The 16859-nt window shown below is 73.9% G+C and carries 14 protein-coding genes; 7 read left to right on the top strand and 7 right to left on the bottom strand.

Annotation, left to right across the window (positions count from 1 at the left end; genetic code table 11):
- Positions 1-17 precede the first annotated feature (17 nt).
- The 6 genes from AB0D74_RS42085 (at position 18) to AB0D74_RS42060 (ending at position 5807) form a co-directional block, all read left to right on the top strand.
- Positions 18-776 (top strand): GNAT family N-acetyltransferase, encoded by a 759-nt coding sequence (locus tag AB0D74_RS42085; RefSeq protein WP_362599276.1) that lies wholly within the window; start codon positions 18-20, stop codon positions 774-776.
- Between the two features lie 62 nt (positions 777-838).
- The gene (locus tag AB0D74_RS42080) at positions 839-934 is read left to right on the top strand and encodes a putative leader peptide (protein ID WP_350785419.1); all 96 of its coding nucleotides are present in this window, start codon (positions 839-841) and stop codon (positions 932-934) included.
- 66 nt (positions 935-1000) lie between these two features.
- Entirely contained in the window at positions 1001-2215 is a 1215-nt protein-coding gene (locus tag AB0D74_RS42075) for an LLM class flavin-dependent oxidoreductase (protein WP_362599274.1), read from the top strand.
- Between the two features lie 22 nt (positions 2216-2237).
- Entirely contained in the window at positions 2238-3611 is a 1374-nt protein-coding gene (locus AB0D74_RS42070) for an NtaA/DmoA family FMN-dependent monooxygenase (protein ID WP_362599272.1), read from the top strand.
- Positions 3608-4690, top strand: a complete 1083-nt coding sequence (locus tag AB0D74_RS42065; protein ID WP_362599270.1) for an LLM class flavin-dependent oxidoreductase — start codon at positions 3608-3610, stop codon at positions 4688-4690. The genes AB0D74_RS42070 and AB0D74_RS42065 overlap by 4 nt, the downstream gene beginning before the upstream one ends.
- On the top strand, positions 4683-5807 hold the full coding sequence (locus AB0D74_RS42060; RefSeq protein WP_362599268.1) for an LLM class flavin-dependent oxidoreductase: 1125 nt from the start codon (positions 4683-4685) through the stop codon (positions 5805-5807). Before AB0D74_RS42065 ends, AB0D74_RS42060 begins: the two co-directional genes overlap by 8 nt.
- 3 nt (positions 5808-5810) lie before the next feature.
- Here the strand turns inward: AB0D74_RS42060 and AB0D74_RS42055 are convergent, their stop codons facing one another.
- From AB0D74_RS42055 to AB0D74_RS42030, 6 genes are all read right to left on the bottom strand, one after another.
- Positions 5811-6881 carry a phosphotransferase gene (locus AB0D74_RS42055; protein ID WP_362599266.1) on the bottom strand — a complete coding sequence of 357 codons (1071 nt, stop codon included), beginning with the start codon at positions 6879-6881 and terminating at the stop codon, positions 5811-5813.
- Positions 6878-7639: an ABC transporter ATP-binding protein gene (locus AB0D74_RS42050; RefSeq protein ID WP_362599265.1), complete on the bottom strand. Its 762-nt coding sequence runs from the start codon at positions 7637-7639 to the stop codon at positions 6878-6880. The genes AB0D74_RS42055 and AB0D74_RS42050 overlap by 4 nt, the downstream gene beginning before the upstream one ends.
- Positions 7636-8397 carry an ABC transporter permease gene (locus AB0D74_RS42045; protein WP_362599263.1) on the bottom strand — a complete coding sequence of 254 codons (762 nt, stop codon included), beginning with the start codon at positions 8395-8397 and terminating at the stop codon, positions 7636-7638. Before AB0D74_RS42045 ends, AB0D74_RS42050 begins: the two co-directional genes overlap by 4 nt.
- Positions 8394-9431: an ABC transporter substrate-binding protein gene (locus AB0D74_RS42040; RefSeq protein ID WP_362599261.1), complete on the bottom strand. Its 1038-nt coding sequence runs from the start codon at positions 9429-9431 to the stop codon at positions 8394-8396. The genes AB0D74_RS42045 and AB0D74_RS42040 overlap by 4 nt, the downstream gene beginning before the upstream one ends.
- Positions 9432-9538: 107 nt before the next feature.
- The gene (locus AB0D74_RS42035) at positions 9539-10459 is read right to left on the bottom strand and encodes an ABC transporter substrate-binding protein (RefSeq protein WP_362599259.1); all 921 of its coding nucleotides are present in this window, start codon (positions 10457-10459) and stop codon (positions 9539-9541) included.
- A gap of 678 nt (positions 10460-11137) precedes the next feature.
- A complete protein-coding gene (locus tag AB0D74_RS42030) occupies positions 11138-12217 on the bottom strand; it encodes a M12 family metallopeptidase (protein ID WP_362599257.1) in 1080 nt (359 codons plus the stop codon).
- Positions 12218-12311: 94 nt separating this feature from the next.
- On the opposite strand from AB0D74_RS42030, the gene AB0D74_RS42025 reads away from it, so the two are divergent.
- The gene (locus AB0D74_RS42025) at positions 12312-14081 is read left to right on the top strand and encodes a LuxR C-terminal-related transcriptional regulator (RefSeq protein WP_362599255.1); all 1770 of its coding nucleotides are present in this window, start codon (positions 12312-12314) and stop codon (positions 14079-14081) included.
- A 209-nt stretch (positions 14082-14290) separates the two neighbouring features.
- Here AB0D74_RS42025 and AB0D74_RS42020 read toward each other — a convergent pair whose 3' ends face one another.
- On the bottom strand, positions 14291-16855 hold the full coding sequence (locus AB0D74_RS42020) for a CHAT domain-containing tetratricopeptide repeat protein (RefSeq protein ID WP_362599365.1): 2565 nt from the start codon (positions 16853-16855) through the stop codon (positions 14291-14293).
- Positions 16856-16859 lie beyond the last annotated feature (4 nt).

Below are 16859 nucleotides of genomic sequence, written 5' to 3'. Positions count from 1 at the left end.
GAAAGGACCACGCCTCCGTGACCCTCCAGACCGACCTCCACGGAGGCGGGGCCCCCGTCAGAGCCCCCGTCGCACCCGGCACGTCCCCGCTCGACAACGCCGTCTGGTCGGCCCTCACCGGCCCGCACGCCCACCTGGCCGAGCGGGTCGGGCGGGCGGCCCGGTACCCCGACGACGTCTACGCCTACGCCGCCCTGGCCGACCCCACCGACCCGGCCGCCTGGGCCGACCTGCGCACGCTCGTCGGCCCGGGAGCGACCGTGAAGGTCAAGCCGGTCGAGGCGGCACCGCCCGGCTGGGAGGTGGTCGGCGGCGGGACCGGCGTCCAGTTCGTCGGCACCGCACTGCGGGCCGAGCCCGCCCCCGAGGCGGTACGGCTCGGGCCGGACGACGTGCCCGAGATGCTGGACCTGGTCGCCCGCACCGAACCCGGCCCGTTCCGCACCCGGACCGTCGAGATGGGCACCTATCTCGGCATCCGGCACCGGGGCCGGCTGATCGCCATGGCCGGGGAGAGGTTGCGGCTGCCCGGCTGGACGGAGATCAGCGCCGTCTGCACCGACCCGGACCACCGGGGCCGGGGCCTGGCCACCCGCCTGATCCGCGCGGTCGCCGCCGGCATCCGGGAGCGCGGCGACACCCCGTTCCTGCACGCGGCACCCGGCAACGCGAACGCGATCCGGCTCTACGAGTCGATCGGCTTCACCGAACGGCTGCGCGGTCGCGCCCTGCTGCTGCGCAGCCCGGGAACAACCACCGAACCCGGTCTGTTGTGACTCGCGACGAGATCCGCCGAGAGCCACGCGGAGCAGTCCGGGCGAGCGGGGAGGAGCGGGACGTGACACGTGTCCTCAGCCCCAGCCGCCGTACCGTCCTGCACTCCCGGCCGCACATCGACCTCCAGCGCGTGGCCGGCGCGCTCTGTTGTTCCTGACCAGTCGTCCCCGCAGCGCCCCCGTCTCCGGCGCGCCCTCGTACGGACCCTCAGGAAGGCACCACTGTGTCCTCGACTCCCGCTTCCCACCTGCACCTCGCCGTCGCCCTGGACGGCACCGGCTGGCACCCGGCGTCCTGGCGCGAGCCGGCCGCCCGCCCCCGCGAGCTGTTCACCGCCGGCTACTGGGCCGGCCTGACCGCCGAGGCCGAGCGCGGCCTGATCGACTTCGTCACCATCGAGGACGGCCTCGGCCTGCAGTCCTCCCACTACGGCGAGGTCGACGGCCGCACCGACCAGGTCCGCGGCCGTCTGGACGCCGTCCTGATCGCGTCCCGGATCGCGCCGCTGTCCCGAAACATCGGCCTGGTCCCGACGGTGATCGCCACCCACACCGAGCCGTTCCACGTCTCCAAGGCGATCGCCACCCTCGACTACGTCAGCACCGGCCGCGCCGGGCTGCGGGTGCAGATCTCCGCCCGCCCGCACGAGGCGGACCACTTCGGCCGCCGCGCCTTCCCGCCGCTCGACCTCGCGGAACTCGGCAGCCCGGCCGGGCAGCAGCGGCTCACCGAGCACTTCGACGAGGCCGCCGACCACATCGAGGTCGTCCGCCGCCTCTGGGACAGCTGGGAGGACGACGCCGAGATCCGGGACGCCGCCACCGGCCGCTTCATCGACCGCGACAAGCTGCACTACATCGACTTCGAGGGCGGCAGGTTCAGCGTCAAGGGGCCCTCGATCACCCCGCGCCCGCCGCAGGGCCAGCCGCTCGTCACCGCCCTCGGCCACCAGACCGTGCCCTACCGGCTGATCGCCCGCCAGGCCGACGTCGGCTACGTCACCCCGCAGGACGCCGCCGACGCCCGCGCGATCGTCGCCGAGATCCGTGCCGAGCAGGAGGCCGCCGGACGGACCGCCGACACCGTGCACGTCTTCGGCGACCTGGTGGTCTTCCTCGACGACGACCGGGCCACGGCCGCCGCCCGCAAGGAGCGCCTCGACGCCCTCGACGGCGGAGAATTCACCAGCGACGCCCGGATCTTCACCGGTACGGCCGCCGAACTCGCCGACCTCCTGGAGGAGTTCGCCGCCGCGGGCCTCACCGGCTTCCGGCTGCGGCCCGCCGTCCTCGGCCACGACCTGCCGCGCGTCACCGCGGACCTGGTCCCCGAACTCCAGCGCCGTGGCCGCTTCCGCACCGCCTACGAGGCGGACACCCTGCGCGGCCTGCTCGGGCTCGCCCGCCCCGCCAACCGCTACGCCGCTGCCACCGCCTGAGCCGGAAGGACCGCACCCCGTCATGAGCAAGCCCCTGAAGCAGATCCACCTGGCCGCGCACTTCCCCGGCGTCAACAACACCACCGTGTGGAGCGACCCGGCCGCGGGCAGCCACATCGAGTTCAGCTCCTTCGCGCACTTCGCGAGGACCGCCGAACGCGCCAGGTTCGACTTCCTGTTCCTCGCCGAGGGCCTCAGGCTCCGCGAACAGGGCGGGAAGATATACGACCTGGACGTCGTCGGCCGCCCCGACACCTTCACCGTCCTCGCCGCCCTGGCCGCCGTCACCGACCACCTCGGCCTCACCGGCACCATCAACTCCACCTTCAACGAGCCCTACGAGGTCGCCCGCCAGTTCGCCAGCCTCGACCACCTCTCCGGCGGCCGGGCCGCGTGGAACGTGGTCACCTCCTGGGACGCGTTCACCGGCGAGAACTTCCGGCGCGGCGGTTTCCTGCCGCAGGACGAGCGCTACTCCCGCGCCCAGGAGTTCCTGGCCACCACGAACGAGCTCTTCGACTCCTGGCACGGCGACGAGATCGTCGCCGACCAGGCCACCGGCACCTTCCTGAGCGACGCCAGGGCCGGTTCCTTCGTGCACAAGGGCGCCCAGTTCGACATCCACGGCCAGTTCAACGTGCCGCGCTCCCCGCAGGGCCGCCCGGTGATCTTCCAGGCCGGCGAGTCCGACGAGGGCCGCGAGTTCGCCGCCTCCAGTGCCGACGCGATCTTCAGCCGGTACGCCACCCTCGACGCGGGCCAGGCCTTCTACACCGACGTGAAGTCCCGCCTCGCCAAGTACGGCCGCCGCCCCGAGGACCTGCTGATCCTGCCCGCCGCCAGCTTCGTCCTCGGCGACACCGACGAGGAGGCGGAGGAAATCGCCCACCAGGTGCGCCGGCAGCAGGTCAGCGGCGCGACGGCACTCAAGCACCTGGAGTTCGTCTGGAACCGGGACCTGTCGTCGTACGACCCGGAGGGCCCGCTGCCCGACGTCGACCCGCTCGTCGGCGAGGAGCACATCTCCCGGGGCCGCGCGCAGGTCCGGATGTACCGCGACCCGGTCGCCATCGCCCGCGAGTGGCGCGAGCTCGCCGAGGCCAACAAGTGGTCCATCCGCGACCTCGTGATCAACACCGGCAACCGGCAGACCTTCGTCGGCTCCCCGGCCACCGTCGCCCGCACCGTCAACGACTTCGTGCAGGCCGACGTCTCCGACGGCTTCATCCTGGTCCCGCACATCACCCCGGGCGGCCTCGACGCCTTCGCCGACACGGTCGTACCGCTCCTCCAGGAGCAGGGCGTCTTCCGTACCGAGTACGAGGGCACCACCCTCCGCGACCACCTGGGCCTCGCCCACCCCGACGAGCCGCGGGGTGAGCGGGTGGCGTCGTGAAGTTCCTGGCGATCACCCTGATCGTGCACCGCCCGGATCCGGTCACGGGGAGACAGAAGTCCACCCACGACCGGTTCCGCGAGGTGCTCGACAACGCCGTGCTCGCCGAGGAACTGGGCTTCGACGGCTTCGGGGTGGGGGAGCGGCACGAGCGCCCGTTCATCTCCTCCTCCCCGACCGTCGTGCTCGGCCATGTCGCCGCCCTCACCCGGCGCATCCGGCTGTTCACGGCGGTGACCACGCTGAGCCTGCTGGACCCGGTCCGCGCGTACGAGGACTACGCGACCCTCGACCACCTCTCCGAGGGCCGCCTCGACCTGATCATCGGCAAGGGCAACGGCTCCGCCCAGCGCGACCTGTTCCACGTCACGCCCGAGGACCAGTGGGACCGCAACGCCGAGAGCTACGAGGTGTTCCGGCAGCTCTGGCGGCAGGACAAGGTCACCGCGGACACGCGTTTCCGGCCGCCGCTGACCGACGCCGAGGTCTGGCCGCGCCCCTTCCAGCGACCGGTCCGGGTCTGGCACGGCAGCGCCACCAGCAAGGAGTCCGTCGACCTCGCGGCCCGCTACGGCGACCCGCTGTTCTCCGCGAACGTCACCAACCCGGTGGAGCCGTACGCCGAGCTGGTCCGCCACTACCGGGAACGCTGGGAGCACTACGGCCACGACCCGGCGGACATCGCCGTCGGCGCGGGCACGGCGGGCCTGCTGGTGGCGCCCACCAGCCAACAGGCGCTGGCCGCCTACCGTCCGCTGTTCGAGGCGAACCTGGCCTTCTTCCGCCGGGCCGGACTGCCGGTCGTCTTCGAGACCTTCGAGGACTTCGTCGAGCGCAGTTCTGCGCTGATCGGCAGCCCGCAGCAGGTCATCGAGAAAGTGCACCGGTACCACGAGCAGTTGGGACACTCGGTCCTGCATCTGCACGCCGACGCGGGCGGCCTCACCGACACCCAGCACCGCGACTCGCTGGAGCTGTTCCAGTCGGCCGTGGCCCCGGTGCTGCGCAAGGACATCCCCGACCCGCCCTTCCCGTGGGCACCCGTGCACCCGGCCGCCGAGGAGCCCGCCCGTGTCTGACATCCCGCTGGGCGTCCTCGACCTGGTGCCGGTCCCGAGCGGCGGCACCGCCGCCGACGCCCTGCGCAACTCCGTGGAACTGGCCCGGCGCGCCGAGGAGTTCGGCTACGCCCGCTACTGGTTCGCCGAGCACCACCTCAATCCGGGGGCGGCCGGCACCTCACCCGCGGTGGTCCTGGCACTGACCGCCGCCGCGACCTCCACGATCCGGCTCGGCTCCGGCGCCGTACAGCTCGGACACCGCACCGCGTTGTCGACGGTCGAGGAGTTCGGCCTCCTCGACGCCGTGTACCCGGGCCGCCTCGACCTGGGCCTGGGCCGCTCCGGCGGTCGCCCGCCGGCGGAGAAGGCGACGGCGCCGACCGCGACCCCGGTGGTCGACGGCCGGGCCCCCAACGGCCTGGTCGTCCCGCCCCGCTTCTCCTTCGCCTCCCTCCTCCGCTCCCCGCGGTTCGCACTCCATCGCAGGCTCCTCCTGCTCCCGAACGCCGAGTCCCAGGAGTACGCCGAACAGGTCGACGACATCCTCGCGTTGCTCGCCGGCACCTACCGCACCCAGGACGGCGTCGAGGCCCACGTCGTCCCCGGCGAGGGTGCCGACCTCGCGATGTGGATCCTGGGCAGCAGCGGCGGCGAGAGCGCCCGGGTCGCGGGCGGGCGGGGGCTGCGCTTCGCCGCCAACTACCACGTCAGCCCGGCCACGGTCCTGGAGGCGGTGGACGGCTACCGGGCGTACTTCCAGCCCTCGGACGGTCTCGACAAGCCGTACGTCAGCGTCTCCGCCGACGTCGTGGTCGCCGAGGACGACGCGACCGCCCGCGAACTCGCCACCGGCTACGGCCCCTGGGTCCGCAGCATCCGTACCGGCGAGGGGGCCATCCCCTTCCCCACCCCCGAGGAGGCCCGCGCCCACGTCTGGACGGACGAGGACCGGGAACTGGTCCAAGACCGCCTCGACACCCAGTTCGTGGGCAGTCCGCGGCACGTCGCCGACCGCCTGGAACAGCTCCAGGAGGCCACCGGCGCCGACGAGTTGCTCATCACCACCATCACCCACGACCAGGCCGACCGCGTCCGCTCGTACGAACTCCTCGCGACGGAGTGGCGCCGGCGCTGAGGCTCACACCTGCGCGGCCACCAGCTCCAGCAGCCGGTGGCCCGCTTCTCCCGAGAACCACTCGGCATGGCCGACGTAGTACTCGTACGCCAGCCGGGCGTTCGCGGGCGACCGGGTGACGCCGTGGAAGTAGTCCAGCTCGGACAGCGCGAACTCGGCGTGCACCAGGGGGAGAAGAGCGGGCAGGGCCGCCGACTCGGCGGCGGTGAGCGGGCGGGCCGACTGGTATCCGTGGAGCAGTTCGACCGCGTGCTTCTCCTGGACCGGGCGGGCGGGGTCCAGCCACTGCACGGTGTTGCGCACCAGGGCCGTGGCCAGGTCGTGCACGGCGGTCGTGCGGTCGCTCATGCCGAAGTCCAGCACCGTGGCGACCTCGCCGTCCTCGTCCCAGAGCAGGTTGGAGGCGTGCCAGTCGTTGTGGGTCCACAGGGGAGCGAGGCCCGGGAGGTGGGGCGCGAGGCGTTCGTGGAGGGGGAGCAGGACGCGGCGGGTGTCCTCACGCCACGGGAAGTCCCCCAGGGCGGAGGCGAGGTCGGGGCGGGCGGCGACGTACCGGTCCAGCGCCGCGGGCGGGTCGTCCGAAGCGAACACCGTGAACGACGCGACCAGTGGCTGTGCTCGACGGGGCGGGGCGTCGAAGTCCCGCGCGGCCAGGTGCAGCCGGGCCAGCGCCTCGCCCGCCGCGCGCGCGTGCGCGGCCGACCGGAAGGGCGACCAGGACTGGGCGTCCCGGTACAGGTCGGTGCCGGTCCCGGCCGTGTGGACCTCGTACGTCCACTCGCCGCGCTCCACCAGGTCGAGGACCTCCACCACGGGCGCCCCGCGCTCCCGCAGACGGCGCAGGAAGGCGTGTTCCTCCGCGAGCCCCCGGAGGGTCCGTACGCGGGTGTGGTGGCGTTTCACGAAGAGCCGGCGCCCGTCCCGCTCGACCACGGCCGCCGCCGACAGGGGCCGCGGGCTGCGCCACACCACCCGCGCCGGGCCGACGACCCCGGTGACCTCGGCGTCCGTCAGCGGCGCCCAGTCGGGCTCGACCCACTCGGTGCCCAGACCGTGGGCCAGATGCGCACTCACGCCGTGCTCACCGCCGTCGTACTGCGCAGGGCGTCCAGGATCCGGCGCTCGGTCGCCGTGAACTCCGGTGCCGTGAAGTCGTCGGCGCCGCGCGGCCGGGGCAGCGGGACCTCGACGCGGTCCACCACGGTGGCCGGGCGCGGGGACAGGACGTGGACGGTGTCGGCGAGCAGCACCGCCTCCCGGATGTCATGGGTGACCAGGACGACCGTCCAGCGGTGCCGCTGCCACATGCCGGCCAGCCACAGCTGCATCTCCGTGCGGGTCAGCGAGTCCAGCGCCCCGAACGGCTCGTCGAGCAGCAGCACCGGCCGTTCCAGGACCACCGTGCGCAGGAGCGCCGCCCGCTGTCGCATACCGCCGCTGAGCTGGGAGGGGTACGCCTGCTGGAAGCCGTCGAGGCCGAAGTCGGCGAACAGCGCGTCGGCCCGCCGCCTCGCCTCCTTCTTCCGCACCCCCTGCGCCTCCAGACCGAGCGCCGTGTTGTCCAGTACCGTCCGCCAGGGGAACAGCAGGTCCTTCTGCGGCATGTAGGCGACCTTCCCGGAGGCCACCCCGGCCGGCTCGTCCTCCACCAGCACCCGGCCGGTGGTGGGCCGGTCCAGGCCCGACACCAGGTTGAACAGCGTGCTCTTGCCGCTGCCGCTGGGGCCGATGACGGCGGCGAACTCACCCGGTTCGACGGCGAGTTCGAGATCACGCAGCACTTCGAGCGGGCCGAAGGACTTGCCCACGCCCTCGATGCGCAGACTGCTCATTTGCCGGCCTTCCGTTCCCAGGGCAGCACCAGCCGCTGCAACAGGTAGGTCGCCCCGAACAGGGCGATACTCAGCGCGGCGGTCACCGCGACCGCGGCGAACACCAGGTCCGTGCGGAACGCGCTCTTCTGCGCCTGCATGTAGATCCCGAGCCCCGACTCGGCCCCCGCGTACTCCGCGAACACCGCCCCGACCACGGCGTAGGTGATGCTCACCCGCAGCCCCGCGAAGAAGTACGGCATCGCGCTCGGGACGCGCACCAGCCGGAACGCCCGCCACCGTCCGGCGCCCAGCGAGCGCAGCAGCCGCATGGCCTCGCGGTCGGTGGCCGCGAACCCGGCGGCCAGGTTGGCGGCCAGCGGGAAGAACGTCGTCAGCGTCACCACCAGCATCTTCGGCAGCAGTCCGAAGCCGAACCAGATGATCAGCAGGGGCGCCACCGCGACGATCGGGACGGTCTGCGAGGCGACCAGGAGGGGGTAGAGACCCCGGCGGGCGGCGGCGGAGAAGTCCAGCAGGACGGCCACCAGCCAGGCCGCCGCGAAGGACAGTGCGAAGCCGAGCAGGGTCTCCTGGAGGGTGGGGAGCGTCTGGTCCCACAGGTCGGCGCGGTTGGCCCAGCCCTGCGCCAGGACCCGGGCGGGGGACGGCAGGGTCGTCGGGTCGACGCCCGCCGCCGTCACGTACAGCTGCCAGCCGCCGACCACCACGGCGAGCACCAGGAGCGGCGGCCACAACGACCGCAGGACGGACCTCACTTGGCGGCCGGGAGGTAGGCGTTGGTGAAGAACGCCGAGGTGTCCGGCGCCTTCGTCAGCTTCCTGCCGTTCGCGTCGACGAGCAGCCCGGCGCCGTACTCGAAGTCGGCGAAGGCCTTCCAGCGGGCGGCGCTCTGCGTCCCGATCGTGCCGTCGGCGCCCTTGTAGTACTCCTTGGCCAGCAGCTCCGAACTCTCCTTCACCAGCCTGGTGTTGGTGAGCACGCTCTTGTTGGCGGCGATGAGGAGGTCGGCGGCCCGGTCGGGGTTCCCGGCCGCGTAGCGGTAGCCCTTGTCGACGGCCGCGAGGAACTTCCGCGCCACCGCCGGGTTCTTCTTCAGGAACCGGTCGGAGGACGCGATCAGCGTCGAGTAGATCGCCGGGAACCCGTAGTCGGAGAGCTGGAAGTCCTTCAGCGGCTCCCCGCTGAGCTTGGCCTCCAGGCCCTCCCAGGTCGGCATCGGCATCGCGAAGTCCGCCTTGCCCGCGTACAGCGCCGCGTACGCCGAGGTGTTGAGGGTGACCTGCCTGAAGTCGCCCGTGCCGCCCGCGTTCCTGATCACCTTTTGCAGCAGTGGCTTCTCGTAGGGGGCGCCGAACCCGGCGTAGGTCCTGCCGTCCAGGTCCTTCGGCGAGGTGATGTCGGTGCGGTCGGCGCGCACCGAGACGGTGACGTCCGTCTTCTGCGTGACGGCGTAGACGGAGGTGATGTCCTGGCCGGCCGCGCGGGCCGTGGTGATGCCCTCCTGGTAGGAGATGCCGAAGTCGGCCTTGTGGTTCGCGATCAGGGTCTCGGGTGCGGTGGAGCCGTAGGGCACGATCTTCAGGTCGATCCCGGCGTCCTTGAACCAGCCCTTGGCCTGGGCGACGTAGATGCCGGTGTGGTTGGTGTTGGGGGTCCAGTCCAGGGCGAGCGTGACCGTGGTCGTGCCGTCCTTGGCGGCGGCAGTGGAGTCGGCGCCGGCCGAGCAGGCGGTGGTGACGGTGAGGAGCGCGGTCGCGGCCAGGGCGGACAGCGCGGTGCGGCGGAGCATGCGGATCCTTCGTACGGGGAGGGGAGGCGGACTGCGGGGCGGTCAGGCCCGACAGAGCGCGCTGTCCACCCGCTTGAAGTCGACGGCGAGCCGCCGGGTCAGGAAGGTCACGCGGTCACGTCCAGCAGGGTGTTGGTGAAGGACCGGTCCCAGTCGCGGTCGTGCGCGATGGCGCCGTTCTCCGCGAGCCAGTGCGCGTAGGGGCCCATCCGGGCTTCGTCGATCACGCCCCAGCGGCCGTCGCCGTCCGTCCAGGTGGGGGCCACCAGGGCGAGGGAACGGGCGATCAGCGGGCGCGGGAAGTACGGGATGACCCGCTCCAGCGACTCCAGCGTGGCGTCGGGCTCCCGGGCGGCGGCCGTGTATCCGCGCGCCGTCACGGTCAGGAACTCCCGTACCAGGGAGGGATGTTCGTGGAGCAGTCGCTCGCTCGTGCCGAGCAGGTAGCTGTGGTAGCGGGGTGCGCCGATCTCGTCCACCGGCCAGGTGACCCGCCGGTCCTCCGGGAGGTCGCCGCGCAGGGCGTCCCAGGACCAGTAGTTGCCGAAGGTGGCGTCCGCCTCGCCCGCCTCGATGTCGTCCACGGTGAGCTCGCGGGCGCCCGCGTCCACCGTGATCACCGCGTCCGGGTCGCCGCCGTCGGCCGCCACCAGGTGGCGGACCATGGCCCGGCCGCGCGGGGTCGGGTTGTAGGCGAGGCGCCGGCCGGCGAGGTCGCGGGGGCGGGCGATGCCGGTCGAGGCCGTCGTCTGGACCGCCTCCAGACCCCGGTGGTTGACGGCGGCCACGGCGATCAGCGGCTGACCGTGCAGCGCACGGCGGGCGAGCAGCCGGTTCGGCGGGAAGATCCCGAGGTCCACCTCGCCCCGGGCCAGGTACTCCAGCGTGTCCCCGCGGCCCGGGTCCTGCACCACCAGCTCGACGTCCAGACCCGCCTGCGCGTACCAGCGGCGGGCACGGGCGACGTACAGACCGGCAGAATTCGGCCAGGGATGGAAATAGTCGAGCATGACCCGTATGTGCGACATGGGTACTCCGGAGGCGGCGCGCGTGGGCGCGGAGGGGTGAGCGAAGAGGGAGCGGTGGCGGTCAGCGGGACCGGCGGCAGCACGTGCGACAACAACAGGAGCGGGCGGCTCGGCGAAGCGCCGGGGGTCGCGGCTCGACTGCTGTGGACACGTGAACTCCTACGCGGGGCGCATGGCGCTGCTGGTGCGGTCGGCGTCCCCATGGGGACCGTGCCCGCCCTCGCGGCACACGGATCCCAGACGCCCTCTCAGCCCGGTCGGGGAGGGGCTCCCGCGTAGATGGCCGAAACCATAACCGCAGCTCCCGCGTGCTGTGCAAGCGGTATCCGGAATGTGGGACGCCGCTGCCCGACCGGCGAGACGGCCAGGTCGAGGCCGTGCCGGTGACGCCGGTGCCGCGGCCCGGACCGTGGTCGGACACCGAGGAGGTGGCGGCGATCAGCCGGCGGGGGCACGTCCCGGGCAGCGCCGACATTCCCGGACGGGGGCTTCCGCCAGGCGAACTCGAAGAAAATGCCGCCGAATCGGGTGACGCGTCGCCCGTCGTCCCCTACTGCGGCGGCGCAGAAGGTACCGGTGTGGCCGCGAGACGTCTCCCTCCCCCGAAGGTGACGTCTCGCGGCCGCTTCCCCCCCGGCGCCGGACAGTGGTCCGACCCTCCGCGTCGCGGCTGTGCTCTCACCAGCACATGACCGCTGTCTCCCCCGACCCCCACGTGGAATGGAGACGGACGCGGACGGCATAGCGGCGGCCCTTGACGAGCCTGACCCTGATCCTCGTGTTGTGCCGGGTGCCCCCGTCGTCGTGGCCGGCGAGGTAGCGCGGTTCCCCGTCGCGCTCCTCGAAGACCACGACGACGGAGTCGCTCTCCCCGAAGGTGCCCACGCTGTAGACGCGGGTCTCCGGCGGCTCGACGGCGAAGTCGGCCTGTCCGCCGGGCCCCAGGCTGAGCGGTGCCGAGCGGAACGGCACCAGCACGGCCGGCGGATCGGCCGGCGGGTACCAGCGGAGCACGAACTCCTTGTCCGCCGGGGACAGCGACCCCGGCGGGTACAGACCGTTGTGGTAGTGCTCCGGCTCCAGGACCAGCCCCGGACCGACCGGGAACTGCATCACGGACTGCGGGTCCCACACCGAACCGTTCGCCTCCGACGGCTCCAGCGTCCGCAGGATGTTGAAGTGGGTCCGGTCCCGGCTCCAGTGGTTCGGCGGTCCGGCGAGGTCGGCGTAGACCGCCTCGTCGTCCCAGTGGACACCCGCGAACGGGCTCTGGTGCTCGTGCTGCATCCCGAGCGCGTGCCCGATCTCGTGCAGCGCCGTCCAGCGTCCGCCGGGCTCGGTCAGGTCCCAGCCGAGGTTCATGGTGCGCTCGCCCGCGCCCACCGAGAGCGCGTCCCGGCCCACCGCCGACCAGGACCCGTCCCCCAGCTGGAAGCCGATCCGCAGCTCGGCCTCGCACCGGTCGAAGACCTCGGCGAACGTCACCCCGATGCCGAGGTCCTGCCACTCCCGGAAGCACTCGCGCACCACGTCCCGCTGCTCCTTGGCGCCCGCCCACGGCACCCGGCGGGTCTCCCCGGTCCCCGGTACCGGGATCACCGAGGCGTCCGTGTCGGCGTCGAAGAAGTAGTAGTGCAGAGCAGTCCCGTTGACCCACATCCGCCGCCCGCCGACGAGCGCGCCGAGCCGCTCGGCGGCCAGTCCCGGCGCGAACGCCGGAGCCGGCTGCTGCGGAAGCGAGCAGTAGCGTCGGGTCATGCGCCCAGACTGCCGTTCGACCCCGTCCCACGCCTGAGTCGGAAGCTACTCAAGTCCCCCTGTATCAGAGCTGAGTAACGCGACTCATACTCACGTGACGACTTACGAACGGGATGCGCGAACCCTCGAACTGCCCTGGCCGTTCACCGGCCGGGAGGACGAACTGGAGCTGGTCAGGCGGTCGTCGGTGACCGGCAGGCAGGGAGTCGTGGTGACCGGCCCGGCCGGCACCGGCAAGACCCGGCTGATCACCGAGGCCGTCCGGGGCACCGACTGCGTCCGGGTGACCGGCACCCCCGAGACCAGCGCCCTCCCGTTCGCCGCGTTCGCGCACCTGCTCTCCGACCGCGTGTCGCTGCCCGGCGCGGTCCGGCACCTGTCCGGGGTCCGGCTCCTGGTCGTCGACGACGCCCACCTCCTCGACGAGGCCTCGGCCGCCCTCGTCCACCAGCTCGCCGTGCACGGCCGCACCCGGCTCGTGGTGGCCGCCGCCACCGGCACGGCACCCGTCCCCGGCGCGGTCTCCCGGCTGTGGACCGGGGAACTCCTCACCCACCTCGCCCTGGAACCCCTCCCGTACGACGAGACGGCCGCGCTGCTCGCCGGTGCCGGCCTGGAACCGCTCACCGTGCGCCGGCTGCACCGGGTGTGCCGGGGTGACCTGCGGCTGCTGCGCGACCTGCTCGGCGCGCTGCGCGAGTCCGGCCCGCTGACCCGGGTGCCGGACACCGGCGAGTGGGCCTGGCGGGGTCCGCTGCCCCTCACCGCGACCGTACGGGACCGGATCGCCGCCCTGCTGGACGGCCGCGGGCCGGGGGAGCGCGACACCCTCGAACGCCTCGCCTTCGCCGAACCGCTGCCGCTCCGCCTCGGTCCTGGCCTCGACGACGCTCTCGGCCTCGACGACGCCCTCGACCTGGCCGTCCTCGAACGGCTGGAGACCGACGGCCTCATCCACGCCGACGACCGGGGCGCCGTCCGCCTCGCCCACCCCCTGCACGGCCCGGCGCTGCGCGCCTCGGCGGGTCGGCTGCGGTCCCGGCGGCTGGCCAGCACCCCCGAGCAGTGCGAGCCCGCCCTCAAGGACGAACAGGAACAACTGGCCGAGCGTATTGAGCGGTTGGACGTACGGGAGGTGCCGGCCCCGGTGGGGGAGTGGCTGGCGGCGGGAGACCTGCCCGTACCGGCCGGGTACGCGGCCGTGCGTGCCCGGTACTCGTGGCTTCGGGGGGAGCTGCGAGAGGCGGCGGCCTGGGCGAGGGAGGGACTGCGGGCGGCGCCGGGCGACGCCTCCTGCGGTACCGAACTCGCCCGTGCCGCCGCCGAGTGGGGGGACGGGGCCGTAGTGCGCGGGGACGGGGGTCTCGCGCACTACGGCCCCGTACGGCTCGGCGAACCCGAGGGGGCCGCGCGGGCCGTGGAGCGGCTGGACGGCGTGCTGGCACAGCACGCCGAGGCGCTCGCCCGCGGTGCCGGACCCGCCCTGGACCGCGCGGCCGAGGCGCTGGCGGGGCGCGGTCTGCTGCTGTTCGCGGCCGAGGCCCACGCCCAGGCGGTCCGCGTCCACCGGGACCCGCGCGCCGCCCGGATGTCCCGCACCCGCGCCGTCGCCCTCGCCCGCCGCTGCCAGGGCGCGCGCACCCCGGCCCTGTCCGGACTGGTGCTCGGCGAACTCACCGCCCGCCAGCGCCAGATCGTGACCCTCGCCGCCGCGGGCCTCAGCAACCGCCAGATCGCCGAGCAACTGACCCTGTCCGTACGGACCGTGGGCAACCACCTGTACGGCGCCTACACCCGCCTCGGCGCGAGCGACCGGGCGGCGCTGCCGTGGCTGACCGAGCAGCCGGACCGGCGGTCGGCCTGAGCGGTCGGCCTGAGCGGTCGGTCTGAGCGGTCGGCTTGGGCGGCCCGCCTGAGCGGTCCGCCGGAAGTGCTGCGCTGTGCCGTAAGCCGTAAGCCGTAAGCCGTAAGCCGCTTGCGGCGCCGTCGTCGCTGGTCGCGCCCGCGCGGCGGCAGCCGCATGTGCAACAGCAACACGGGCCCCGCGCCCCTCAGGGGGGCGGCGCCCGTCTCTCACGCCGCGCCGAAGGCGGCGAACGCCCACCCCGTCGCCTGGTGGAGGGCGTCGCCCGGCAGGGCGGCCCGGGCGTCGCGCAGCGCCTCCGCCAGCGACAGCCCGGCGCCCAGGCCCTTGTGCAGGGCCAGCATCAGCGGGACCACGGCCGCGTCGTTGACGGGGGCGCTGCTCGCCACCACCCCGGCCGTACCCAGCGGCAGCAACGCCGTGACCAGGCCCAGGAGTTCGTCGGCGCCCACCGACGCCAGGCGGGCCGTGTCGCAGCTGGAGAGGATGATCCGGTAGGGGCTGCGGGCGAGACGCTCGAAGTCGTGCACGATCAGCGGACCGTCCGCCATCCGCAGCGACGAGAAGAGCGGACTGTCCGCGCGGAACGTGCCGTGCGCGGCGATGTGGGCCAGCGCGGCCCCGTCCAACTCCTCCAGGACGCGGGGCACCTGGGCGTCGTCGTGCTCCAGGATCCGCGCCGCCGCGTACTGGCCGGCCACCTCGGGCACCTCGGCGCCGCCGGTCGCCAGCCCCGGCCCGCGGACGAGCACATGGCGGCCTCCCGGCGGCGGCTCGGTCTCCCGGGCCCGCAGCCAGCTCGACGCCGACGGCGACACGCTGAGCACCCGCTCCCGCAGGGAGGGCAGCAGGGCCCAGGGCACCCGCTGCAGCGCGCCCGGCGGGACGATCACCACCGGGCCGGAGCCGAGCTGGCCCGCCGCCGCGCCCAGCAGCAGCTCCTCCAGCCGCCGCCCGGCCGCCTCGACCACCGGCAGCCGCGCTTCCGCCCCCGGGTGCGCGAGCCGTCGCAGGCCCGCCTGGACGTGCTCCGCCTCGGCTACCGCCTCCGCCAGCAGGCCGCCCGCGAAGCGCCGCACCCGGCCCTGACCGCACAGCAGGATGTGCACCCGGCCGTCCAGGACCGCGAGTTCGACCAGCCGGGCTTCGCCCAGCCGGTCCAGCAGGCGGGCCGGGTCGAAACGGTCCCCGCCGCCGGGGGCGTCGCCACGGGTGTGGTGGGTGCGGGCGCGGATCTCCCGCTCCAGGCGCCGCTGTTCACGCTCCAGCGCGGGCACCGGACGGCGCTCCCGGCGGGCCTCCTCCGCACGGGAGGCGATCTCCCGGAACGCGGTCAGCGAGGCGAGCAGGGCGGGATCCGCGGGCGGCCGGGTCGGGGGAGTGGACAGCACCGTGGCCCGCCACCGCTCGCTCCACTCCAGGAGCCGGCGCGGGCCGCCGTGCGCGAGGCTCGCCTGCTGGGCCAGCGCGGCCAGTTCGGCACCCTGCGCGGTGGCCCGGGCCCGCAGCTCCGAGGCGCCCAGGGTCATCCGGTGGTCGTCCAGGACGTCGAGACCGCGCCGGCACGCCTCCAGGACGCCACGGCCCGAGCCGGCCGCCCGGGCCCGGAGCGCCTGCGCGGCCCAGCCGGTCATCCGGGCCAGCGGCGGGCCGACGTGCCGGCTGCGCGCGGCCACCGCCAGATGCCGCTCCGCGTCCGCCGTCCAGCCGAGTGCCAGCGCGACCCGCCCGGCGAGCAGTGAGGCCTCCGGCGCGGCCGGTGCCCCGAAGGACGCCAGCCGTTCGGCGACCGCCGCCGTGTCCTGCACCAGCCGCCCCGAAGCGGCCCCGCCCGCCACCCGCGCCTCGATCAGCACCAGCCGCGCATGCGTCTCCCACCAGCTCCGCCGCTGCCCCGAGAACAGCCGTACGGCGACCGCGGCGCGGGCGATCGCGGTCTGCGCGTCCCCGGTCGACAGCGCGGACCGGGCGGCGGTCAGCAGCAGTTCGGCCTTGCGGGTGGACTGCCCGCCGATCCGGTCCAGGGCCGCGATCGCCGCGTCCGCCTCGGCCAGCGCCTCCGGGGCGAGACCGGCCGCCATCAGCACGTCGCAGCGCGCGATGTACAGCATGAACGAGGGCGTGCCCAGCTCGTCGTACCGCTCCTTGGCCTCGGCCAGCAGCCGCAGCGCCGCCGGAATGTCGCCGGACCGATACGCGGCCAGGCCCCGGTTCTCCACGGCGACCGCCTTGTCGTGCTCCTGGCCCGTCGTCTCCCACAGCAGCTCCGCCGCCGTGAAGTCCGCGTCGGCCCGCTCCACCGCGCCCATCGCCAGATGCACGGTGGCCCGCACGCTCAGCGCCCGCGCGGTCCAGATGACGTCGTCCGCCTGCCGCAGCACCGGGATCGCCCGCCGCAGGTCCTCCAGGGCCTCCTTGTGCCGGCCCAGCACCCACCCGGCGTACGCCCGCCGGTACAGCACCCGCGCCCTGGTGTGCCCGTTGCCCCGGGCCACTCCCCGGTCCAGCACGTCCAGCCCCTGCCGGGTGCGCCCCGCGTGCACCAGGGCGACCCCGAGGGTGCCGAGGACGTCCGCCTCCCGCTCCGCCGAGTCCGCGCGCGCCGCCCACTCCCGGGCGCGCCGCAGATGGTCGAGGGCCACCGCCAGGTCCCCGAAGTCCCGCTGCCAGATGCCGATGACCTGGTGCGCGACGGACGCGTCCAGCGGTGACGGATCGGACCGCAGGACATGCTCCGCCCGCGCCAGGGCCTCGCCGGGGGCGGCGAACACCATCGGC

It is taken from the genome of Streptomyces sp. NPDC048278 (genome assembly GCF_040652195.1).
In the GTDB taxonomy this organism is placed as follows: domain Bacteria; phylum Actinomycetota; class Actinomycetes; order Streptomycetales; family Streptomycetaceae; genus Streptomyces.
This window is presented reverse-complemented; position numbering and strand designations above follow the sequence as displayed.

What these genes read in the sequence shown, in the direction of transcription:
- AB0D74_RS42070 (WP_362599272.1), top strand. Translation starts at nt 2,238, where the DNA reads ATGAGCAAGCCCCTGAAGCAGATCCACCTGGCCGCGCACTTCCCCGGC.
- AB0D74_RS42050 (WP_362599265.1), bottom strand. Translation starts at nt 7,639, where the DNA reads ATGAGCAGTCTGCGCATCGAGGGCGTGGGCAAGTCCTTCGGCCCGCTC.
- AB0D74_RS42040 (WP_362599261.1), bottom strand. Translation starts at nt 9,431, where the DNA reads ATGCTCCGCCGCACCGCGCTGTCCGCCCTGGCCGCGACCGCGCTCCTC.
- AB0D74_RS42035 (WP_362599259.1), bottom strand. Translation starts at nt 10,459, where the DNA reads ATGTCGCACATACGGGTCATGCTCGACTATTTCCATCCCTGGCCGAAT.
- AB0D74_RS42030 (WP_362599257.1), bottom strand. Translation starts at nt 12,217, where the DNA reads ATGACCCGACGCTACTGCTCGCTTCCGCAGCAGCCGGCTCCGGCGTTC.
- AB0D74_RS42020 (WP_362599365.1), bottom strand. Translation starts at nt 16,855, where the DNA reads ATGGTGTTCGCCGCCCCCGGCGAGGCCCTGGCGCGGGCGGAGCATGTC.